This window comes from Rhizobium sp. L1K21, assembly GCF_024055895.1.
Classification (GTDB): Bacteria; Pseudomonadota; Alphaproteobacteria; order Rhizobiales; family Rhizobiaceae; genus Ensifer_A.
In genome coordinates this window covers 1428914-1452247 of sequence record NZ_JAMXLE010000001.1, presented here as the reverse complement: position 1 = coordinate 1452247, position 23334 = coordinate 1428914, and the positions used below count along the sequence as shown (strand labels likewise).

General features: G+C 57.0%; 18 protein-coding genes and 2 tRNA genes. 6 read left to right on the top strand and 14 right to left on the bottom strand.

Going from position 1 to position 23334, the window contains the following annotated elements; all coding sequences use genetic code 11:
* Positions 1 to 112 precede the first annotated feature (112 nt).
* Both NHF56_RS06930 and NHF56_RS06925 read left to right on the top strand, forming a co-directional pair.
* Positions 113 to 187, top strand: a tRNA-Glu gene (locus tag NHF56_RS06930).
* Between the two features lie 178 nt (positions 188 to 365).
* Positions 366 to 440: transfer RNA gene (locus tag NHF56_RS06925), tRNA-Glu, on the top strand.
* Positions 441 to 475: 35 nt separating this feature from the next.
* Here the strand turns inward: NHF56_RS06925 and NHF56_RS06920 are convergent.
* The 6 genes from NHF56_RS06920 to NHF56_RS06895 form a co-directional block, all read right to left on the bottom strand.
* Positions 476 to 1936: a caspase family protein gene (locus tag NHF56_RS06920; RefSeq protein WP_252802817.1), complete on the bottom strand. Its 1461-nt coding sequence runs from the start codon at positions 1934 to 1936 to the stop codon at positions 476 to 478.
* A 126-nt stretch (positions 1937 to 2062) separates the two neighbouring features.
* On the bottom strand, positions 2063 to 2833 hold the full coding sequence (locus tag NHF56_RS06915; protein ID WP_252802815.1) for a hypothetical protein: 771 nt from the start codon (positions 2831 to 2833) through the stop codon (positions 2063 to 2065).
* 156 nt (positions 2834 to 2989) lie between these two features.
* On the bottom strand, positions 2990 to 4795 hold the full coding sequence (recJ, locus tag NHF56_RS06910) for a single-stranded-DNA-specific exonuclease RecJ (RefSeq protein WP_252802813.1): 1806 nt from the start codon (positions 4793 to 4795) through the stop codon (positions 2990 to 2992).
* A gap of 37 nt (positions 4796 to 4832) precedes the next feature.
* On the bottom strand, positions 4833 to 6146 hold the full coding sequence (locus NHF56_RS06905; protein WP_252802811.1) for a homoserine dehydrogenase: 1314 nt from the start codon (positions 6144 to 6146) through the stop codon (positions 4833 to 4835).
* Positions 6147 to 6430: 284 nt separating this feature from the next.
* Positions 6431 to 7654, bottom strand: a complete 1224-nt coding sequence (locus NHF56_RS06900; protein ID WP_252802810.1) for an LL-diaminopimelate aminotransferase — start codon at positions 7652 to 7654, stop codon at positions 6431 to 6433.
* Positions 7655 to 7832: 178 nt separating this feature from the next.
* The gene (locus tag NHF56_RS06895; RefSeq protein WP_252802808.1) at positions 7833 to 8177 is read right to left on the bottom strand and encodes an SHOCT domain-containing protein; all 345 of its coding nucleotides are present in this window, start codon (positions 8175 to 8177) and stop codon (positions 7833 to 7835) included.
* A 222-nt stretch (positions 8178 to 8399) separates the two neighbouring features.
* On the opposite strand from NHF56_RS06895, the gene NHF56_RS06890 reads away from it, so the two are divergent.
* Genes NHF56_RS06890 through radC form a run of 4 tightly spaced genes read left to right on the top strand, consistent with a single transcriptional unit; the run spans position 8400 to position 12580 of the window.
* Positions 8400 to 10178 carry an alpha/beta hydrolase gene (locus NHF56_RS06890; RefSeq protein ID WP_252804880.1) on the top strand — a complete coding sequence of 593 codons (1779 nt, stop codon included), beginning with the start codon at positions 8400 to 8402 and terminating at the stop codon, positions 10176 to 10178.
* 9 nt (positions 10179 to 10187) lie between these two features.
* Positions 10188 to 10901: a DNA/RNA nuclease SfsA gene (sfsA, locus tag NHF56_RS06885; RefSeq protein ID WP_252802806.1), complete on the top strand. Its 714-nt coding sequence runs from the start codon at positions 10188 to 10190 to the stop codon at positions 10899 to 10901.
* Positions 10902 to 10937: 36 nt separating this feature from the next.
* Positions 10938 to 11762: a type I methionyl aminopeptidase gene (gene map / locus NHF56_RS06880; RefSeq protein WP_252802804.1), complete on the top strand. Its 825-nt coding sequence runs from the start codon at positions 10938 to 10940 to the stop codon at positions 11760 to 11762.
* Positions 11763 to 11776: 14 nt separating this feature from the next.
* Positions 11777 to 12580 carry a DNA repair protein RadC gene (radC, locus tag NHF56_RS06875; RefSeq protein ID WP_252802802.1) on the top strand — a complete coding sequence of 268 codons (804 nt, stop codon included), beginning with the start codon at positions 11777 to 11779 and terminating at the stop codon, positions 12578 to 12580.
* Here the strand turns inward: radC and hflX are convergent.
* From hflX to dusB, 8 genes are all read right to left on the bottom strand, one after another.
* Positions 12573 to 13904 (bottom strand): GTPase HflX, encoded by a 1332-nt coding sequence (gene hflX / locus NHF56_RS06870; RefSeq protein ID WP_252802800.1) that lies wholly within the window; start codon positions 13902 to 13904, stop codon positions 12573 to 12575. The genes radC and hflX overlap by 8 nt on opposite strands.
* A gap of 38 nt (positions 13905 to 13942) precedes the next feature.
* Positions 13943 to 14182: an RNA chaperone Hfq gene (hfq, locus tag NHF56_RS06865; RefSeq protein WP_252802798.1), complete on the bottom strand. Its 240-nt coding sequence runs from the start codon at positions 14180 to 14182 to the stop codon at positions 13943 to 13945.
* Positions 14183 to 14378: 196 nt separating this feature from the next.
* Entirely contained in the window at positions 14379 to 15755 is a 1377-nt protein-coding gene (gene trkA, locus NHF56_RS06860; protein ID WP_252802797.1) for a Trk system potassium transporter TrkA, read from the bottom strand.
* A gap of 101 nt (positions 15756 to 15856) precedes the next feature.
* Positions 15857 to 17221, bottom strand: a complete 1365-nt coding sequence (locus NHF56_RS06855; RefSeq protein ID WP_252802796.1) for a sigma-54 dependent transcriptional regulator — start codon at positions 17219 to 17221, stop codon at positions 15857 to 15859.
* On the bottom strand, positions 17211 to 19475 hold the full coding sequence (locus NHF56_RS06850) for a PAS domain-containing sensor histidine kinase (protein ID WP_252802795.1): 2265 nt from the start codon (positions 19473 to 19475) through the stop codon (positions 17211 to 17213). The genes NHF56_RS06855 and NHF56_RS06850 overlap by 11 nt, the downstream gene beginning before the upstream one ends.
* Positions 19476 to 19633: 158 nt before the next feature.
* Positions 19634 to 21088, bottom strand: coding sequence for a nitrogen regulation protein NR(I) (gene ntrC / locus NHF56_RS06845; protein WP_252802794.1), 1455 nt, complete (start codon positions 21086 to 21088; stop codon positions 19634 to 19636).
* Positions 21085 to 22239 carry a nitrogen regulation protein NR(II) gene (locus tag NHF56_RS06840; RefSeq protein WP_252802793.1) on the bottom strand — a complete coding sequence of 385 codons (1155 nt, stop codon included), beginning with the start codon at positions 22237 to 22239 and terminating at the stop codon, positions 21085 to 21087. The genes ntrC and NHF56_RS06840 overlap by 4 nt, the downstream gene beginning before the upstream one ends.
* Positions 22236 to 23225, bottom strand: coding sequence for a tRNA dihydrouridine synthase DusB (gene dusB, locus NHF56_RS06835; RefSeq protein WP_252802792.1), 990 nt, complete (start codon positions 23223 to 23225; stop codon positions 22236 to 22238). The genes NHF56_RS06840 and dusB overlap by 4 nt, the downstream gene beginning before the upstream one ends.
* Positions 23226 to 23334 lie beyond the last annotated feature (109 nt).

Genomic DNA, 23334 nt, shown 5'->3' with positions numbered 1-23334 from the left:
TTTTCAGCGGTGACGAGAAGGCCGGCTATTTTGTGAAAGTTTTTTGAAAAAATACGCTTTTGCCGCTTGCGGTAAAATGCGCGCCTGACTATAAGACCGCCACAAACCGCACGCGCCCTTCGTCTATCGGTTAGGACGCCAGATTTTCATTCTGGAAAGAGGGGTTCGATTCCCCTAGGGCGTGCCACCCCCTTAATGTTAGAAATTAAATTCGCTCGGTTAAGCACTGAGAAGAAAAGTATTTTAGCCTTTTAAAGCAAGTGATTTGCACGCAGTCTCCACCATTTCAAAAAAATCACGCACAAGTGTGTTTTCCCTCTTGCAGCATTCGGGAAGCCTGCATATAAGACCGCCACAAAGCGCACGCGCCCTTCGTCTATCGGTTAGGACGCCAGATTTTCATTCTGGAAAGAGGGGTTCGATTCCCCTAGGGCGTGCCACACTTCCGCAAAATTGCTTATGCTCGAAAGAGCCATCAATTCAACTCGTAATGCGGTATGGCATCGATGAGGTTGAGTGCGTCGAGCGTTTCCAATGTGCCGCCATTGGCCGCCAATTGATGCGCATCCTGGAATGAACGCAACGCAGCCAGAGATTTAGGCCCGAAGTCGCCATCCACTGGGCCATCGTAATAGCCCTCTGTCTTTAGCGCCGCCTGGAGCCTCTTGAATTCATCCTTCCTGAAAAGAACGGTAAAGTCCTGGTTGCGGAGTGCCAATTTGGCCATCCGGTAGCCAAGGCCTGCGGCATGCTTGAGCAGCTTCACACCCTCATGGAAATTCTGCTCAGTCCCCTGTCCATTGATGTTCATCACCCCAAGCGTTGAAAACGCAGGAACATAGCCAAGATCTGCCGACTTCTTGTAATATTCAACAGCCTTGTCATATTGAGCCGCAGCGTCATAGGCCCGACCGAGATTGTGTAAGAAGCGCGGATGGTCCGGCTCTTCGGCAAGCGCATCCTGACACGACGGAATAGCCTTGGAGGGCTTTATCTTGTCGAATTCAACACCTGGAATGCCAACCTGATTGAAAGGGGCAATCGCGAAATAGTCGCAATCGGATGGCTGAGGCCGCGAAAGGAAAACCTCATCCGTGAGTCGCACCAGATATTCCGGTCTTTGTTCGCCCGCAGTCGCCTTCACGACGTTGGCAGCCGCTGATCTGAACATCTGACCCACCTCGACACCGGGCCGCACCATTTCGCGCGCCAGAGCCGCCGTATAGGGGCTGTTACCACCCTCGCCATCCGTTGCAGTCTTGCCTGGTGCGGCGGCAAAGGCAATCACGCTGCCATAGGTATTGAAGCCGCTGCTTTCAGGTTTTTCAAGGTTGGCTGTGCGATCAATGGCAGCAAGCCCTCTGCCGACCGAATGTCCCTGGCTATCCTCGGCAAATGCGGTCTCAAGTATCTCCTCAAATGGATTGTTCCGGCACGCATCCAAAACGATCAGCTTGGTCTTCGCCAACCTGTCCATTTCATCAATGATTTCCGTCACCGCCTGCAATTGGGTGAAAATCGTCGCGGGCTGATCAAAAAGTGCGTCGCGCGGCACAATATAGTTGATGTTGTCGATCTGCACGGCGTGTCCGGCATAGTAGAAGAATGCAATGTCGCTGCCCTCCAGTCGGTCGACAAATGTCCGCCTTGCTTCAGCGATATTGTCCAATGAGGGATCAATCACTTCGATAACATCGAATTTCAGCGTTCGCAGCGTCTTAGCAATCAGCCCGGCGTCGTTTGTCGGGTTCACCAGAGAGGGCGCATTCTCATATTGCGAGATGCCGATCACCAGCGCCACCCGCTTGCCGGCGTCCTGAAAGACGTTATCCTCGGCCCGCGCCATAGAGCCAAAAATAGACGTCAGAACGAATGCGAGTAAAAGCCACGGCAACCAGCCCGCTGCCGGCTTCTGAAGCCATGATGCAAGAAACAAGGCGTTCCTCCTCGATCTTCTATGAAATGTTCAGAGCAAGCTAAATCTTCTGAAACTACGCCCAGGCAGAAGACTGCCTGGGCCGATCTTCAAAGCGCCATAAAAAACGCTCCAAGAATGTCAGCCTTAACCACCGAACTTCTCGATTGGATCACAATAGGCGCCCTGAACTTTGGGCGCTTTTGGAGTCATCTTGGCTTCATCGGTGCGCTTGGCCTTGGCAAGATTGAACATTCCACCGACATTGCTGTCCGGGATCATCGGAATATCCCCCTTGGCGTAGGTCCAACAAAAGTCCACGGCATTCTTCTTCAGTCGGCAAGCTCTTTTCCAATCAGCCGTCATGCGGCAGGACCTGGGTGGCATCTGATAATCGCAGACCCTGTTACCGCCAGGATCGCGACCGCAACGCGTTGGCTTGGAAAAGTCGGTGGGATAGGTTTTATCGTCCCCGAACATCGGGTGATAAGTGGGGTTGCAATCACGCTCTGGGTTTCCGTTGCGATAGCAAGAAGGCATCGACTGCGCGACGGAAACAGGATTGGCATAGTCATAAAGTGCGCCAGTTTTGATATTGTAGGACGAGTCCCCTGCAATTCCATCACTGGGCTGGGGATATTTTTCGTTAAAATATTTGTACCAAGCTTGACTGTAGAAATCGCGTTTGCACCCAAGTTCACCCGCCGACTTTCCAACGATGCTTAAGATTTCGCCGGGTTTGAACCCTCTCGCCCCCAAAATGTCGATCGCCTTGATCAACTTAGCAGTATTTTCTGCAGAACAACGACCCTTGCCTGTGCCTGTGCTATTCCCCCCGCCTTCTGTCTGGCAGGACGCAAGCACGATTCCCATGGCAGCAAGCGCCACCACGGCAAAATAATTAATGTTAGTTTTCACCTAAACCCCCAACACAATTGAAACAAAACATGTGCTTGTCCGGCCAATTTGTCCCCGCCGGACAGGTTAAAGGTGCAAGACTGATCCTACCGAGTCAACCAACTGCAGGCTAAAAAATAGAAATAGGCTTTTATTTCAAAGTCTTAGAAAAGAAAATCACATCGCTTTGGCTGCATCCATGACGCGCAGCTGAATGCGCCTTGAGCCTTGCCAATGATCTGCACTGATTGAACCCGCCACATGCAGACGTTGGCCGCGCGCATTGAGCAGCAGATCGCCAAGCGGCGTCTCAATGGCGCGAAAGGCAATAACGTCGAGACGGCTGCGGCCATCTGGACTTTCAAGTGTCACCTTCACATGGTCTCTGCCCACCTGGCGCGCATCCCGCACTGTGTGCGAGGGCAGTGCGAAAATCGGCTGCGGATGGCCCGCCCCGTAGGGACCGGCCTGATCCAGCTGATCCACGAGCTGCAGGGTCGCGCCCGATGCGGAAAGCGCGCCATCGATCTTCAAAACCCGCGTTTCGATAAGACCAGCCACGGCCTTTTGCGAACGCTCTTCGAAAAAGGCGCGCAACTGTCCGAGCTTTGCTTTTTCGACCGTCAGACCTGCTGCCATCGCATGACCGCCACCCTTGACGAGAATCCCCTCATCCACAGCCGCGCGCACCATCTGGCCAATATCAAACCCCGCAATGGAGCGGCCTGAGCCGGCGCCCTTGCCCGAAGGGTCAAACGCGATGGCAAATGCAGGGCGATGAAACTTGTCCTTGAGCCGTGAAGCGAGAAGACCAACCACGCCGGGATGCCATGTCGAGCTAGCCGTCACCAGCACGGAAGCGCCGCTACCATCACCGTAGGCAGCCAGCACCTCGGCCTCCGCCTCGGCCAGCATCTCAACCTCCATGGCCTGGCGTTCGCGGTTCAATTGATCGAGCTGCTCAGCGATCGCATCCACATCCGCGCCCGCCTCCATCGTCAGGAGCCGGCTTCCGAGCCCGGCATCGCCAACGCGGCCACCGGCATTGATCCGCGGTCCAACCAGAAATCCGAAATGATAGGGTGTCACCGGCCCGCTCAGGCCCGCCACGCGAAAAAGCGCTGCAAGGCCCGCATTGTTCTGATGGCGCGCAGCAATCAGTCCCTTCACCACATAGGCGCGGTTGAGCCCTTTGAGCGGCACCACGTCGCACACCGTCGCCAGCGCGACCAGATCAAGCCAGGACAAGAGATCAAGCGTTTCCGCGCGCTTGTCTCCTGCCGCCCGCAGGATCCGCAAAGCGCCAACCAGAACCATAAAGACGACACCCGCGGCGCAAAGGTGACCAAGCCCGGAAAGATCGTCCTCGCGGTTGGGATTAACGATCGCCAGCGCGTGCGGCAGGCTATGGCCGACCTGATGGTGGTCCAACACCACGACATCAACACCACGCGCTTTGGCAGCATCCAGCGCCTCCAGGCTCGTAGTCCCGCAGTCCACGGTTACGATCAGTTGAGCGCCCTTCTCTATCAAGTGGCTGATCGCTGCCGGATTGGGGCCATAACCTTCGAATATCCGGTCGGGGATATAGATTTCTGCAGCAATGCCGAAATGATGGAGAAAACGCCACATGAGCGCCGATGACGACGCCCCGTCGACATCGTAGTCGCCGAAGATTGCTACACGTTCGCCGCGCGACACCGCATCGGCAATCCGCTGCGCGGCCAACTCACAATCCGTCATCGTAAAAGGATCAGGCATCAATTGCCGAATCGTGGGATCAAGGAACCGCTCAGCCTCATCGGCGTGAACGCCACGCCCGGCCAGCACGCGCGCCACGAGTTCGGGAATGCCGTGACGCTGCGACATCGCGAGCGCCTGGTTTTGCGCAGCACCATCCGCACGCGCCACCCATCGCTGACCCTTTGCGGAATTCTCCACATCCAGAAAGGCCCGGTTAACCGGATCGGCACTTACCGCCATGTCAGCCGGGCCTCCTGTCTAATGTTGCAGAATGCAATTATCCAATCGGTCTTTCGATGCGAATAACCTGCGGTTTGGACGCAAGATAGCCTTCTGCGCTGATGAGCGAAACCGCATTGCGAACGGATTCTTCCGTCGTCTCATGGGTGACCAGAATAATGGTCTGCGCACCGTTCTTGTCCGGCTTGCCACGCTGCATGATCGATTCCAGCGAGATTTCGTGTTCGGCCATTCGCGTTGCGATATTGGCAAACACCCCTGCCCGGTCTTCCACCGACAGGCGGATGAAATAGCCACCCTCATGCGCCCGCATCCGCGCGCGGCGATAAGGTTCGAGCACCTTGACAGGACGCCCCAGCGGCGGCGCGGTTTGCAAGCCGGGGCGGCTCTTGGCAATATCGGCAATGTCGCCGAGCACGGCAGAGGCCGTCGCCTTGCCGCCAGCCCCTGGGCCTGCCATCAACAGTTCACCCAGGATATCGGATTCGATTGCAACCGCATTGGTCACGCCTTCGACCTGCGCAATTTCGGAATCAAGCGGCACCAGTGTGGGGTGCACGCGCTGTTCAATGCCCCCCTCGGCACGCTGCGCCATCCCGAGAAGCTTGATTGCATAGCCAAGCTCTCGTGCCGCCTCGATATCCTCGATGGTGATATTGGTGATACCTTCCATATAGATATCGTCAGACGAAATCTCGCAACCGAAGGCAAGGCTGGTCAGGATCGCCAGCTTGTGTGCTGTGTCGTTTCCTTCAATATCGAAGGTCGGATCGGCTTCGGCGTAGCCGAGACGCTGGGCCTCGGCCAGGCATTCCTCAAAGCCAAGCCCCTCATCCTCCATCTTGGTGAGGATATAGTTGCAGGTTCCGTTCATAATCCCCTGCACCCGGTTGACGGTATTGCCGGTCAGCGACTCGCGCAGCACCTTGATCACCGGAATGCCGCCGGCAACGGCAGCTTCAAAATTGAGTATGACCGACTTCTCTTCTGCCTGTGCAGCAAGCGCAATGCCGTGCTTGGCCAGAAGCGCCTTGTTGGCTGTCACCACATGGAGACCGCGCGACAGCGCTTTGACGACGGACGCGTGAGCAGCACCACCCTCACCGCCGATCAATTCCACAAACACATCAATATCTGCGCTTTCAGCCATGGAAACCGGGTCGTCGAACCACTCAAAAGTGGAAATATCGATCCCACGGTCACGCGTCCGGTCGCGCGCGCTCACCGCCACGACCTGAATCGGCCGGCCGCACGAGACAGTCAGCAGGTTTTCACGTTCCTTGATCACTCTGACAAGCGAGGCACCCACAGTGCCCAAGCCCGCAATGCCAATCTTCAGGGCATCAGCCATTGTTCATTCCTGTTTGTTCGACAGACGCAGATCGGTTACCCGTGCATCATAAGACACCCGAATGGTCAACCGCCGCAGCCGGAACCATCGGGAAAGTGAGCGTCTTGTATTGGAGGAAGCATGCGCTTTGCAAGTCTGCTTGAGGGTCCTCTGCGGGCGTAGCGGCATTAATTTGCAAATTCGCTGTAAGCGTCACACCTGGAACCGAATGTCTGCCAGCAAAAGAAGTCTTGAAGAAAGAGAGAAGCCCCCGTCTGCAGGGCGGGAGCTCCAGGAAACATCAATCAGCGGCGCGCGTCGAGCGAAACCACGTTGTGCAGCGTTTCGTCCGCCGTTCCCAGGAAACGCTTGATATTGCGCGCAGCCTGACGAATGCGATGCTCATTTTCCACAAGGGCGATACGCACGAAGCCATCGCCATGCTCGCCAAATCCGATACCCGGTGCAACCGCCACATCGGCCTTTTCGATCAGGAGCTTTGAAAACTCCAGGCTGCCAAGATGCTTGAATTTCTCCGGAATGGGCGCCCAGGCGAACATGGAGGCTGCCGGCGGCGGCACATCCCAGCCGGCGCGGCCAAAGCTGTCCACCAGAACATCCCGCCGACGCTTGTAGGTCTGACGCACTTCGTCAATGTGCTTGTCGATGTCCGGATCGTTCAGGGCCGCCGTTGCCGCCACCTGCACCGGCGTGAAAGCACCATAATCAAGATAGGATTTGACACGGGTCAGCGCCGAAATCAGCCGCTCATTGCCGACCGCAAATCCCATACGCCAGCCCGCCATCGAAAATGTCTTCGACATGGATGTGAATTCCACAGCGATATCCATCGCGCCCGGCACCTGCAGGATAGACGGGGTAGGCTTTCCGTCGAAGTAGATTTCCGAATAGGCCAAGTCAGAGAGCACGAAAACATCGTGCTTCTTCGCAAAGGCCACAACCTCCTTGTAGAATTCGAGTTCCACCACGGTTGCCGTCGGATTGGACGGATAGCAGATCACCATGGCGATGGGTTTCGGGATCGAATGAATGATCGCCCGCTCCAGGGCCCGGAAGAATTCGTCATCCGGCTCAACGGGAATATAGCGGATCGCACCGCCGACCATGAGAAAGCCGAAAGCGTGGATCGGATAGGAAGGATTGGGGCAGAGCACCACATCGCCCGGCGCGGTGATGGCCTGGGCCATATTAGCAAAGCCTTCCTTCGAGCCAAGGGTCGCCACCACCTGTGTGTCAGGGTTCAGCTTCACACCGAAACGGCGCTCATAATAATTTGCCTGCGCGCGTCGCAGCCCTGGAATTCCCTTGGACGCAGAATAACCATGCGTATCGGGCCGCTGAACTGTCTCGATCAGCTTATCGACGATAAACTGGTTGGTTGGCAGATCGGGATTGCCCATGCCGAGGTCGACGATGTCGGCACCCGCCGCTCGCGCGCTCGCCTTCAAACGGTTCACCTGTTCGAAAACGTATGGCGGCAAACGCCGGACCTTGTGAAATTCTTCCATCTATCTCTAACCTCTTGAGCCGCTCCGCTTTGGAACGTCCAGATCACCAGGACTTGAAGGTAAGGAAAACGGTCGTGAGCAAGCCCCTGACCCAACCCCTCAGCCGCGCATTTGCAAGGCTTTCGGGTCCGCCTCCCTAAGGGCACGCTTAATCTGCAATTTCGGCGAAAATCAAGCGCTAATTCTCAATATCGTTTGCCGCCGCAGCGCCATGCTCCTGGCCAAGTTTTTTCAGTGCCGCAGCACGCTTTTGATAGTCGGCGTTAGACGTTGTTAGCCCCTGTCTGGCCGAGGCAAGCGCTTCCAGTTTTCCGCCCAAAGCCGCCGCCTCTTCATCGCTCAACTGGGCATTGGCCGCCTCGAGCGGGTCACCGAGACTTGGATAGGTCCCCGTCATTCTCACCGTATTGCCGTCAACACCCGTTGTGGCGGTCCCCAGGACATCTTCGGTACTCGTACAGCCGGCCAGCAACCCCAATGTCAGCGCCAACGACGACATGACGCACGACAATCTTCCAAACAATGACGTATCTCCTGCATAACCGGTTTCCCGAGACTGCTTTTGCTGTATTGTAAACGCACCACGGAGTTTAACCAGTCGCACAAATCTCTGTGGAAGTTGTAGCCTTTTTTCGGCACAATGTAAAAACGACATAAAAAGAATGTTCTGGGAGGAACGAACGTGAGCGGTGAGAAGAACGAGACGGGTGGAACAAACCCCTTCAAGTCCTTCGACGCCAAGGCCATGGAGGCCTTCACGCTCAAGGATCCCGAAGCCATGGCGCTCAATCTGGCACGCGCCGCCGAAAATCTTGGCAAGGCAGCGTCCGCATGGCTGGAACCGCGTGAAAAGGGCGAAAAAGCCGACCTTGTTGCCGAACCGCTGGCTGATATGGTCAAGACCTTCTCCAAGGTCGCCGAATATTGGCTCGCAGACCCCCGGCGCACACTGGAAGCCCAAACCTATCTCTTTGCCAGTTTTTTCCAGCTTTGGACAAAAAACCTGCAGAGGTTTTCCGACACAAACCAAGCGGAAAAGCCGTCAGCCAAACCTGACAAGAACTTTCCCGATGAAGATTGGGACCGGGTTCCGTTTTTCGAGTTTCTCAAACAGGCCTATCTCATCACAACGGCCTGGGCAGCAAAGCTGGTTGCCGACACTGAAGGATTGGACGAGCACACCAAACACAAGGCCGAATTTTATGTAAGGCAGATCTCGGCTGCCCTGTCGCCGGCCAATTTTGCAGTCACCAACCCGACCGTCTATCGCGAGGCGATGGCATCGAACGGCGAAAACTTCGTTCGCGGCATGAAAATGCTGGCTGAAGACATTGTTTCCGGCAAGGGCGACCTTCGCTTGCGCCAGGTTGATTCGAGCAAATTTGCCATCGGGGAAAATATTGCCGTCACACCGGGCAAGGTCATCGCCGAAAACGATGTATGCCAGATCATTCAATACGAACCAGCCACCGAAGAGGTTCTCAAGCGCCCGCTTCTCATCTGCCCGCCCTGGATCAATAAATTCTACATTCTCGATCTCAACGAGAAGAAGTCCTACATCAAGTGGTGTGTGGAACAGGGCCACACTGTCTTCGTGATTTCCTGGGTCAACCCGGATGAACGGCATCGCAAGAAGGATTGGGAATCCTACGCCCGTGAAGGCATCGGCTTTGCGCTCGATACGATTGAAAAGGCAACGGGCGAAAAAAAGGTCAATGCCATCGGCTACTGCGTGGGTGGAACATTGCTTGCCGCCACACTCGCGCTCCATGCCGCCGAGGGTGATAAGCGCATCCGCACCGCAACCTTCTTTGCCACACAGGTCGACTTCACCTATGCAGGCGACCTGAAGGTTTTTGCCGATGAGGACACGATTGAAGCCGTGGAAACATCGATGAAAACCCACGGCTATCTCGACGGGTCGCAGATGGCGATGGCGTTCAACATGCTGCGCGCTTCTGATCTCATCTGGCCCTATTTCGTCAACAATTACCTGCGCGGACAAGACCCGAGCGCCTTTGACCTGCTCCACTGGAACTCCGATGCGACCCGCATGGCCGAGGCCAATCACTCGTTCTATCTGCGCAATTGCTATCTCGAAAACAATCTGGCGCGCGGCAAGATGGTTTTGGCTGGGAAAAAGCTCAATCTGTCCGACGTGACCATCCCCATTTACAATCTCGCTACCCGCGAAGATCACATTGCCCCGCCGAAATCGGTCTTCTATGGCAGCAGTTTTTTTGGCGGTGACGTCGATTACGTGCTTACCGGCTCGGGCCATATAGCCGGCGTCGTCAATCCACCCGCAGGGGGCAAATACCAGTTTTGGACCAACGGTAAACCGGTCGGTGAATATGAAGACTGGCTCGAACATGCGCAGGAAACGCCGGGCTCGTGGTGGCCGCATTGGCATGCCTGGATTGAATCAAAACATGACAAGCGCGTTCCCGCCCGCGCGCCCGGTGGCGAGCATATCAATCCCATTGAAGAGGCACCCGGCTCTTACGTACGTGTCCGGGTTTGAAGCAACAACTTGAATTTCGTTCCACCGCTCGTCAGCGGGCAACTCATTGCCCGATACAAACGCTTCCTCTTTGACGCCATATTGCATGACGGCAGAGAGATCACCGGCTCCTGCCCCAATACCGGCTCCATGGCCGGCCTGACCGCCCCCGGCAGTCGCATCTGGATGTCGGTTCATTCCACCGAAAAGCGCAAATATGCCCATGCATGGCAAATGATTGAGGCCGACGGAACAATCGTCGGTATCAACGCTTCATTCGCCAACAAGATCGCCGAAGAAGCATGGCAATCGGGCAGACTGTCCTTTCTGAGCGGCTACACGACGATTGAGCGCGAGCGAAAATATGGCCGCAATTCCCGCATCGACTTCCTCTTCAGCGCAGATGGACTGCCGCCCGCCTATGTTGAAGTCAAGAATGTCCACTTCATGCGCGAACCGGGCCTGGCCGAATTTCCAGACACCAAAACCATACGTGGCGCCAAACACCTCGAAGAACTGGGAGACATGGCCGAAGCCGGTGCCCGCGCCATCATGCTCTATGTCGTTCAACGCGGCGACTGCGACCGCGTGAAACTGTGCCGCGACCTCGATCCAAACTACTGCGCGGCCTTCGACCGGGCGATTTCACGCGGTGTGGAGGCCTATGCCATCAATTGTCGGCTGACGCCCGAGGAAATAACGGCTGACCGCTTGATCCCCGTTGACGAACCCGGCATAGATTAAAAAGAATAGATTCAAGCCGCACGGCAAAGGCAATTCATGGTCAATTACGTCGAAGCAGCCACAGCTCCTTTGAAAAACACCGGTGCAATCCGCATTTATGGGCCCGAAGCATTCGACGGCATGCGCAAGGCCTGCCAGCTCACCGCACGTTGTCTTGATGCACTGGTTCCCATAATAGAGCCCGGCGTAACAACCGAAGCCATCGACAACTTTGTCTTCGAATTCGGCATGGATCACGGCGCGCTTCCCGCAACGCTCAATTATCGCGGTTATACCAAGTCATCCTGCACCTCGATCAATCACGTCGTCTGCCACGGCATCCCGAATGACAAACCGCTGAAGGACGGCGATATCGTCAATGTCGATGTTACCTTCATTCTGGACGGCTGGCATGGCGATTCCAGCCGCATGTACCCGGTCGGCAATGTCAAACGGGCAGGCATCCGCCTGATGGAAGTCACGCACGAATGTTTGATGAGGGGGATCGAAGTGGTTAAGCCGGGAGTGCGCACCGGCGCAATCGGCGAAGCAATCCAGACCTATGCAGAAGCACAACGCTGCTCCGTCGTCCGCGATTTCTGCGGCCATGGTGTCGGCGCGCTCTTCCACGACGCCCCCAACATTCTGCACTATGGCCGCGCTTCGGATGGTCCCGAAATTCGCGAAGGCATGATCTTCACCATTGAGCCGATGATCAATCTGGGCCGCCCTCATGTCAAGGTTCTCTCCGACGGCTGGACAGCCGTCACGCGCGACCGCTCGCTCACAGCCCAATATGAGCACACCGTTGGCGTGACGGCCGATGGCTGCGAGATTTTCACCCTGTCGCCTGCCGGGCTTGATCGCCCCGGCCTCGATTGATCCGGGAAGCCGTTATGACAAACGACGGCAAGAAAGAACCCGCGGACGAAGAAGACGGCTTCGTCGAAGACGAACGCGGTTTCTTTGCCGAACAACGCCCCAAATCTGCCGGTCTCGCAAAGGCCCCACTGGCTTCGAAGTCACCGGAAATGCACTATCATGGCCACCGTGACAGATTGCGCCAGCGCTTCCGCGAAAATGGCGACACCGCACTTGCCGATTACGAAATTCTCGAACTCCTGCTGTTTCGTTTAATTCCTCGCAGAGACACCAAGCCGATTGCCAAAGCACTTCTTGATCGTTTTGGCACGCTGGGTGGCGTATTTGGCGCAGACCTCAAACTGCTGCAGGAAGTCAAAGGTATTGGTGAAACGGTCGCAGTCGATCTCAAACTGATGTCGGCGCTGGCGCACCGCATGCTAAAGAGCGAGATCAAGGGCAAGAAGGTTCTTTCCTCATGGTCGTCCGTCATAGACTATTGCCATGCTGCCATGGCTTACGAAACCCGCGAGCAATTCCGCATTCTCTTTCTCGACAAGCGCAATGCCCTGATCGCCGACGAGGTGCAGCAGCGCGGAACCATCGACCACACGCCGGTCTACCCGCGCGAAGTGGTCAAACGCGCGCTCGAACTTTCAGCAACGGCGATTATCCTGGTTCACAACCACCCGTCCGGCGACCCGACGCCGTCGCGCGCCGATATCGACATGACAAAAATGATCGTAGACACGGCAAAACCGCTCGGTGTTACCGTCCACGACCACATCATCATCGGCAAGGAAGGTCACGCGAGCCTCAAAGGCCTGCGGCTCATCTAGAATAAAGCCGCCGCTCCAGCTCGCCCGATTCGGCGGCAGCAATGCGGATATCAAGGCTCACCGAGCCGTCTTCCAGATCTTCGCGCCCATCGACAATGGCATGCTCGTAAAGCCATGGCAAAAGCGACATGCGTTCGGGCGAAACAACGACAGTCGTCTCTGTCAGAACACCCGAGATCCGCTCACCGATTTCGTTCAGCAGGCCGTCCACGCCTTCGCCTGTGATAGCCGAAATCGCAACAATGTCAGGTGCGGTTGCAGCTTTTTCCGAAAGCGCCTCGCGCGCGGCAGCATCCAGCCGGTCGATCTTGTTCCAGACTTCCAGAATGCGCGACTGCGCCTCTGCACCCTCAATGCCCAGATCACCGAGAATACGCATGACATCACCGGCCTGCGCAGCCGCATCCGGGTCCGACATGTCACGGACATGCAAGATAAGGTCTGCCTCCAGCACCTCTTCCAGCGTCGCACGGAACGCCGCCACCAGATGGGTCGGCAGGTCGGAAATGAAACCCACAGTGTCGGAAAGAATAATCATCCGCCCCTGTGGCAGTTTCAACCGCCGCAGCGTCGGGTCAAGCGTCGCAAACAGCATGTCCTCGGCCAGCACGCCGGAACCGGTGATGCGGTTGAACAGCGTCGATTTGCCCGCATTCGTATAACCAACCAGTGCCACGATGGGATGAGGCACCTTCTTGCGCTTTGCCCGGTGCAATGTGCGGGTGCGGCGAACCTGTTCCAGTTCGCGCTCCAGCTTCACGATCTTGTCCTGCAGGATACGACGGTCGGCCTCGATCTGCGTTTCGCCCGGACCACCCATGAAGCCCGCACCGCCGCGCTGACGCTCAAGGTGCGTCCAGCTTCGAACCAGCCGGCCCTTCTGATAGTTGAGATGGGCAAGATCGACCTGCAGCCGGCCTTCCTTGGTCGATGCACGCCGACCGAATATCTCAAGGATAAGCCCTGTGCGGTCAATCACCTTGGCTTTCCACTCGCGCTCCAGATTGCGCTGCTGGACCGGTGTCAGTGGATGATCCACGATCACCAGCCCCGCGTCATGCTCATCCAGCAATGCACGGATTTCGTCAACTTTGCCTTGTCCGAGAAGCGTGGCCGGACGTGGCTGGGAAACGGTTGCAATCAGGGATGCGGAAATATCAAGATCAATGGCCCGCGCCAGGCCGCAAGCCTCTTCGAGCTTGGCCTCGGGCGTGCGCCCTGTCGCTGTATTGTCGCGGCTGTTGCTCTTTAGAAGCGGAACGACCACCACAGCGCGGTCGTCATAGCGGTGCGGTCCTTCGCCATCCCCAAACGAGCCGCCCACATTGATGTCATCTTCAGGAATAGGAATGGACCTCTAAGTCAGGATGCGTCGTCGGTTTCGAAAAGCTGAACCGGCTGCCCAGGCATGATCGTCGAAATCGCATGCTTGTAAACCAGCTGCGAATGCCCGTCGCGGCGCAACAAGACGCAGAAATTATCGAACGATGTCACGACACCGGTCAGTTTCACACCATTGATCAGAAAAATTGTCAGGGAAATCTTCTGTTTGCGAACTGTATTAAGAAACAAATCCTGCAAATTCTGAGAACGTTCCGCCATTGCGCCGCTTCTTTCTTATTTGCCGGCTTTTTTTTGCCGGGACTTCGTCATACGCTTCCAGGGCAACCCTCTCATTTGTGCCCCAAGCAATAGACGTATCAAATAGAAATCCATTCCGCAACGCCGAAACATCGCCTTCTATGTAAACGGCGCGAGGAATGCTGCGGTAAAGTCCCCTCGAGAGGAGCTGGAAAAGTCAGAAATACTGTATCGATACGCGGAACAGCTGTTCGACGTGGCGCACAGCAGATGCAGCGGCGAAAAGAACCACCCGGTCCTTCGCCTTGATGATCGAGTTGCCATCCGGCTTGATCACCTGTTTATCGCGATAGATGGCGCCAATGCGCACACCGACCGGTAGATCAAGCTCCCGCAGCGGCTTGCCAACCAGCAGTGAGGTGTCAAGCGCCTCACCCTCGACCATTTCGGCCGCCCCCTTCTGCACCGAATAGACCGACCGGATACGCCCTTTGCGCACATGCTGCAAAACGCGCGATATTGTCACCGCCCGGGGATTAACATGGGCATCGATCCCCATCACCTTGGTGAACTCGTAATAAGTCGGGTTGTTGATCAAGGCCATATTCGAACCGCAGCCGAGGTTCTTGGCCATGGCAGCACCGAGAATATTCGTCTGATCATTGTTCGTCAGGGAAATCATCAGGTCGGCGTTTTCTATATCGGCCTGGTTCAGGATACCGTGGTCGAGCGCCGAACCGTTCAGGACGATCGTGCTGCCCAACAGATCGGATATCCGTGTCGCCCGGTCACGATCAGCCTCAATGATCTTGACCTTAGTCTTCACCGCACTGTTTTCGATCGCGTTTGCAACGTAATAGCCGATATTGCCACCGCCGGCGATGACGATCCGGTGGGCCTCGCGCTCCTCATGCCCAAACAGACCAAGCGTGCGGCGGATGTGTTCCTTGCCGCAGACGACATAGGCAATGTCGCCCACCTCAAGCTGGTCGCCCGATTGGCTGATATGGAGACGTCCGTTCCGGTAAATGCCCGTCACCGTTGCTTGCAGGTCGGGAAACAACTGGCTCAACTGTCTGAGCGGTGTTGCAATCACCGGGCAGTCTTCCATGCATTCGATGGCCAGCATGGCCACCGCACCATCGGCAAAACGCACGATGTCGTTGGCACCTGGAAACGATATCCGCTGCAGCACGGTTCTGCCGACTTCGACTTCCGGCGAAATGGTCACATCAATCGGAATGTGGTCGCGCGAAAACAGGTCCGAATAATGCGGCTGCAGGTAACTCTGCGAGCGAATACGCGCAATCTTTGTGGGAACGTTGAAAAGCGAATGCGCGACCTGGCACGCCACCATGTTGATTTCGTCGTAAAGTGTCACGGCGATAATCATTTCCGCATCGTCGGCGCCTGCCTTGCTCAGAACATCGGGATGCGCGCCGTGGCCAACATAGCCGCGCACGTCCAGCGTCTGCGTAATCGCCGATATCAGGGAAGCCGATGTGTCGATCACCGAAACATCATTGCCTTCCATGGAGAGAACTTCGGCAATGCCGTATCCGACCTGACCGGCGCCGCAAATAATAACCTTCATGCCACCACTCTCGTTCTGGAACAGGCAAACACGTGCAAAAGCTCTCTCACAGGCGGCCACCCACCGTCAACGGAGATTCGCCTTCGCCCGACAGGCCGTGCTTATACACCGAGCGATTTCAATTTGCGATGCAGTGCTGAACGTTCCATGCCGACGAATTCGGCCGTGCGCGAAATATTGCCGCCAAAACGATTGATCTGGGCGACCAGATAGTCGCGTTCAAAACGTTCCCGCGCCTCCCGCAACGGCAGCGACATGATCAGATGATCCGCCTGAGCCGCCACTTTCGGCATGCAATCCACAACATCCGGCGGAAGTCGGTCAGCGGTCACATCGGTGATGTTCTCTTCCGGTTTGTTCAGAATAATCAGCCGTTCAATCACATTGCGAAGTTGCCGCAAATTTCCCGGCCAGTCATGGGCTTGCAGCACCGCCAGCGCATCGTCAGTCACGCGAAGCGGCTTAACCCCAGCCTGCTCACTCAGCTGGCGCATGAATGTATCGACCAGAAAGGCAATGTCTTCACGCCGCTCGGCCAGCGAAGGCACGCGGATCGGCACGACGGCCAGGCGGTGAAACAGGTCTTCGCGGAAAGCTCCGTCATTCACCCGCGCTTCCAGATCAAGTGCGGTGGAAGATACAATTCGCACGTCCACCTTCACGCGTTTGGAACCACCGACCCGCTCGAACTGCTGGTCCACCAGCACCCGCAGGATCTTGTTTTGTGTTTCCCGCGGCATTTCGCCGATTTCGTCGAGATAGAGCGTTCCGCCATGCGCCTCCTCCAGCGCCCCGGTCTTGCGCGGCTGGCCCGGCATGCCCTCGGTGCCGAAGAGCGCAATTTCCATGCGATCGGGGGTAATCGTCGCCGCGTTCAACGCGACAAAGGGTCCGTTGGCCCGCTGCGACTTGAGATGAATGAGGCGCGCCACCTGCTCCTTGCCAGCCCCCGAAGGTCCGGTAATCATGATCCGGCTATTCGTCGGCGCAACCTTTTCAATCGTCTGGCGCAATTGCGAAACAGCCACCGAAGTCCCGATCAGATCATTGGTCTCACCGGAGCGCTTCTTCAATTCGCTGACCTCTTTCCTGAGCTGCGAATTCTCCAGCGCTCTTTCAGCGATCAGAATCAGCCTGTCGGCCTTGAACGGCTTTTCGATGAAATCATATGCACCCCGGCGGATTGCCGACACCGCAGTTTCGATATTGCCGTGTCCGGAAATCATCACCACCGGCAGCTCGGGATGCCTGCTCTTGATTTCGTCCAGCAGCGCCAGACCGTCGAGTTTACTGCCCTGCATCCAGATATCGAGGAAGACCAGCCGCGGCACGCGGTCGCTGATTGCCGCCAGCGCACTGTCGGAATCGTATGCGACACGGGTCTCGTGACCTTCGTCGGATAGAATACCCGAGACCGCCTCGCGGATATCTTCTTCGTCATCAACAACCAAAATATCAGACGCCATTTATTGCTTCCCTTTTTTCCGATTGTTGAGCGGCGGCACTATCCCGCCGCGGCAGGTGAACGCGGATCATCGCGCCGCGACCGTGATCAAATTCCGGTGGCGCGTCGTGCAGCTCAAGGCTGCCGCCGTGTTCTTCAACAATCTTTTTAACAATAGCGAGACCCAGACCAGTCCCCTTTTCGCGCATGGTCATGTAGGGCTCGAGGATCATGTGTCGGTTTTCAACCGGCAGCCCCTTGCCATTGTCGATCACATCGACAGTCAGGCGTCCATGCGCGGTATCTTCGTAGGCCCGCACGAGCACGCGCGGTGTTTCAGGCGCGTCTTCGCTTGGTACAGCCTCAATGGCTTCCACCGCATTCTTCACCAGATTGCTGAAAGCCTGACCCAGCATGCGGGCATCGAAATAGCCCTCCAGCGGCACGTCGCCGAGGTCCTTTTCAAAACTGACATGCGATGTTCCCATTTCCCGCAGGAAAACGGCATCTTTCAAGACGCCACGCAAGTCACACATGCCCATCGCGGGCTTGGGCATTCGCGCAAAGGATGAAAACTCATCGACCATGCGCCCAATATCGCCCACCTGTCGAATGATGGTGTCGGTACACTGGTCGAAGACATCGCGGTCACTCTCATCGATTTGCCGTCCATAGCGCCGCTTGATGCGTTCGGCAGACAATTGGATGGGGGTCAGCGGGTTCTTGATCTCATGCGCAATACGCCGCGCCACATCCGCCCAGGCTGTGGACCGCTGCGCGATCACGAGGTCGGTAATGTCGTCGATCGTGATCACCCACGAACTCTTGTCTTCACGCGATTCTTCGCGCGTCACCTGCACGTTCAAAGAGCGTTCGCGACCGCCAATCATCAGGTTGATCTGCTGACGATAAGCCTTGCGCCCGCGGCGCACGGCTTCATTGAAGACCTCAGCGACTGCTGGTGCCATATCATCCAGCGCGCCGCCGACAACCGCGCCCTTGCCGCTGCGCAGATAAATGTAAGCGCCGGAATTGACGACATTCACCTTGCCGTTTTCGTCAACCCCAATCACCGCCGGCGTCACACCTGAAAGCACGGCCTCAATGAAGCGGCGGCGGTCGTCCACCTCGTCCTTTGCTTCCAGTATTTCGTCACGCTGCGTGCGGATTTCCGAAATCATCTTGTTGAAGGTGCGCGAAAGGTTGCCGACGTCACCGTCCGCAGCCCGCACCGGCACCATCACATTCATATTGCCGCCGGCAACACTGTCTGCGGCGGCAATCAAAAGCCGGATTGGCCGCACGATACGGTCGGCAATCGCAATGGCAGCCCAGATGGCAGCCAGCAGCGCAATCAGCGCAAAGCCAAGATAAAGAATGGCAAAGGCAATCTGCAGCGTTGTGCGCCCCGCCTCCATGGCCTTGTATTCGGCGGTGTTGTCTTCCATCAGATGCAGCGCATCCATCACTTTGGGATCAACCGCGCGGATCGTGTAAAGGTGGGCACCATTGAGCTGCTCCAGCTTCATCACGGCACCGACAAGGTTGGTCACGCCCGGCGGGATGAGCGTCGGCTTGCCGGCAATCGAGCTTTCAAGAGCATCTTTCGGAATGGCCGGCAGACGACGGTCGGATTCCGTGGCAGCCTCCACGATCACAGAGCCGTCATTGCGCACCAGAAATGCGCCGAGCATGCCACGCCCCTGCGCTTCGCGCGTCAACAATTGCGTGAAGCCGCCGCGGTCCAGCACATAAAGTGAGCGCGCACGCTCCAGATCCGCCGCCATCGACGCGGTCTGCCCCTGCAGATAGCTGGCGTTCTCAAGCACATAGGCCTGCGCGACGTTGATCGACGAGGAAACGATGGATTGCGTGCGCAGCGAGAACCAGCGATCAAGCCCGGCATCCAACGTAATGGCTGCAAAGATGGCAACCAGCAAAGCCGGTGTCAGCGCCACAATGGAAAAGAGCGAAACGATGCGCACATGAAGCCGAGCTGCCGCGCGACCGCGCTTTCGCGCCTTCAAGAGCCGAACAACCTCCCGGCCGATCAGATAGACAAGGCCGACAACAAAGAGACCGTTGATGACCGCAGACGCGATCACCACATTCGTTTGCGGCTCAATAGGCGTAAAGCCCAGAAGGACGAAGAGCGTGACGATGGCACTCGTCAATGCCCCGCCAGCGAGCACCAGACCGGACAATGCGAAAATGGCCCTGCGGTCCTTCGGTCCGCCGAGTTCATCCTCGTCCTGCGTCGTCATCTGCCCCAGCATGCGCAACCCGCTCCACCAACAAACGAATAAACGCTTGCCGCAGCAGGTTTATTCCGCTTTCCGCCTCAAAAGCTCATGGGGCAAGGATTCGCTCCCGCCGCCACAGTTGCTTTCAAGCAACGTATTGTGGCGAAATTGCAACGCGACATCATCGCAAGTCAAGTGTTTCGCGCACTGCGGTAAACGGTTACGCCCAGTTCACGGATTTTCTTGCGTAGCGTGTTGCGGTTCAGACCAAGAATTTCGGCTGCCTTGATCTGGCTGCCTCTGGTGGCAGTCAGCACGGCCAGTATCAATGGATACTCCATCTCGTGCAACACGCGATCGTAGAGCCCGGGCGGTGGCAGGTCGTCGCCGAAACCGGAAAAATAAGTGCGCATATTCTCTTCGACCGCCTGACCGATCGTCACCGAACCGCTGCGCCCGATACCCTGCTCAAGCGGGCTGTCCGGAACATCGTTTCGCAATTCCGCTTCAATAATCTCGCGGGTAATCACATCCTGCGGATAAAGTGCCGTCAGGCGGCGGATGAGGTTTTCCAGTTCGCGCACGTTTCCGGGCCAGGGATATTGCTTCATCATCTCAAGCGCGTCGCCGTCGAAACGCTTGGTATCGAGCCCCTCCTTTTCCGATTGCTGCACGAAATGCCGCACCAAGTCAGGAATGTCTTCGGCACGGTCTCTGAGCGGCGGCAGGCGCAGAGGAACGACATTCAGCCGATAATAAAGATCTTCGCGGAAAAGACCCTGATTGATCAATTGCTTCAGGTCCTTGTTGGTCGCAGCCACAATGCGCACATCCGTGCGGATCGGCGTGCGCCCCCCAACAGTGGTATATTCGCCCTGCTGCAACACGCGCAGGAGCCGGGTCTGGGCATCCATCGGCATATCGCCGATTTCGTCGAGAAACAGCGTTCCCCCCTCGGCCTGCTCGAAACGCCCCTTGGAACGGTTCTGCGCACCGGTGAAAGCACCCTTCTCATGACCGAAAAGCTCCGACTCGATCAGATCGCGCGGAATAGCCGCCATATTGATCGCTACGAAGGGACCATTGCGGCGTTTGCCGTAATCATGCAGCGCGCGTGCCACCAGCTCCTTGCCGGTTCCCGATTCGCCGGTGATCATCAGAGTCAGGTCGGTCTGCATCAGACGGGCCAGAACCCGATAGATTTCCTGCATGGCCACTGAACGGCCCACCAGCGGCATGCCGTCCTGCTGGTCGTCTTCCAGACTCTCGGCCCGCTTCTTGGGCTCGGCAAGCGCGCGCCCGATAATCGCGATCATCTCGGTCAGGTCGAACGGTTTCGGCAAATAATCGTATGCCCCTTTTTCAGAGGCCTTGATTGCCGTCATGAACGTATTTTGTGCGCTCATCACCAGCACCGGGAGTTCCGGTCGCGCCTTTTTGATCCGCGGCAGCAGATCGAAAGCGTTTTCGTCCGGCATTACCACATCGGTGATCACAATATCGCCTTCGCCGGCTGAAACCCAGCGCCAGAGCGTGGCTGCATTGGACGTGATGCGCACATCATATCCAGCGCGGCTCAAAGCCTGGTTCAACACCGTTCGAATGGCAGCATCGTCGTCAGCGACAAGAACTGTTGCGCCCGTCATTGCGTATTCCCTGAAGTCGTGAAATCTGAATCATCCGCTGAAGCGGCGGTCGAAACCGGCATCAGCACGCGGAAAGTCGTTCGGTTTGCCTGGCTGTCGCACTCCACGATGCCGCCATGCGCCCCGATAATCTTGGCCACCAGCGCCAACCCGAGGCCGGAACCGTTGGTCTTCGTTGTGATAAACGGATCGAAGAGATGCGGCAGAAGGTCCTGCGGCACACCAGGCCCATTGTCATGCACACAAAATTCGAGCGGCAAGGACACCTTTTCCCGCGAGCCGGCGACAGAAAGCCGGATGCCTGGACGATAGGCCGTTGAAAGGATGATCTCACCGTCCGGCCGGTTGCCGACTGCTTCTGCAGCATTCTTCACAAGGTTGAGAAACACCTGCACAAGCTGGTCACGATTGGCATAGACGGGAGGCAGCGAGGGGTCGTAATTCTCGACGATCTTGATATTGCGGGCAAAGCCGGCGGCAGCAATCGCTTTGACCCGGTCAAACACCGTGTGAATATTGATCGGCACGCGGTCCACCGGGCGCTCATCGGAAAACACTTCCATGCGATCAACCAGAGACACGATGCGATCTGTCTCGTCGCAGATCAGCCGGGTCAGAGCACGATCATCCTCTTCCACCGAGCTTTCCAGAAGCTGCGCGGCACCACGAATACCCGAAAGCGGGTTCTTGATTTCATGCGCCAGCATCGCCGCCAGACCGCTGACCGAGCGGGCCGCCGCCCGGTGCGTCAGCTGCCGGTCGATCTTGTCGGCCATTGAGCGTTCCTGGAAAACAACCACCACCGAACCCGGTTCCTGGCTGACTGGCGCAACATAAATGTCCACCAGCTTTTCGGCACCCAGACGCGGCGAACTCAAATCCACCCGATATTCGTTGACCGGCGCGCGGCGTTCCCGCACCTGGTCAATCAGGGCAAGCAACGGACTGCCAAAGGGAATGACGGCCTCCACGACGAACCGCGACAGATGCGCGGAACTCGCCCCAAAGAAGTTCTCCGCCTCCCAATTCGCAAAGGTAATATAGCCATCGCCATCGACCATGATGACCGGGTTCTGGATGGCGTTGAGAACCGAAAGCGCCAGCGCTTCCAGCCTGTCATCGCCGCTTCTGCTTCTGGACTCGAAACTCATGCCGCTTCATATTCCCTTATGCCGGCTAAATCGTCTGCCGGACCACTGCTCAAAATCGCCGCGCGCACCAACCGGATAACCGTCTCGGCGTCCCGACTTGTCATGATCGCCTGCCGGTCCTCTTTAGGTAAGGCAACGGCGTGACGGTCCAGGTACCAACCGACATGTTTACGCGCATGCCGCACGGCCATCTCCGCCCCGTAAAGTGTAAGCATGCCGCGATACTGATGCTCGAAAATGTCAGCAATTTCCGAATGCTTGGGACGTTTGCACATGCCCGCGACGAGACCCGGCAACCAGGGCTGCCCCTGGGCTGCCCGCCCGATCATCACGGCATCAGCACCGGAGCGGCGCATGATTTCATGAGCATCGCCGGTACTTGCTACATCACCATTGGCCACCAGCGGAACTTTGATGACATCACGCACCGCAGCGATCGCGTCCCAATCGGCCTGTCCCTCGTAAAACTGCATACGTGTGCGCCCATGCACCGTAATCATCTGAGCCCCGGCCAGTTCCGCGCCATGAGCAATTTCAGGCGCGTTCAAACTATACTCGTCCCAGCCAAGACGCATCTTCACCGTTACCGGCACCTTTACGGCGGCAACAACGGCTTCCACAAGCGACAACGCAAGCGCGCTGTCGCGCATCAATGCAGAGCCGCAATAGCCGCCCGTGACCTTTTTGGCCGGGCAGCCCATATTGATATCGATAATGTCAGCGCCCTCGCCTTCGGCAACTCTGGCGGCTTCCGCCAGCCAATGCGCATCGCGCCCGGCAAGCTGCACAACATGCGGCGAGGTTGAGCTGCGGCGCATACGGATGCGCGATTCCCGCATATCGTTGACCAGTTCGCGACTTGCGATCATCTCGGTCACGGTAACGCCCGCACCATATTGCCAGGCGATCTCCCGAAACGGCAAATCGCTCACACCGGAAAGCGGTGCCAGAAGAACCCGGTTGCGAATCCGGACATTTCCGACCATTAAAGGGGCCGACAACGCTACCTGCGCCAAATGACTAACTTTCGATCAGCTTCTGAACTTGCCCCTTTTTTAGACATTACCGTGGTCTTTGCCAAGTGTTTTATCAATG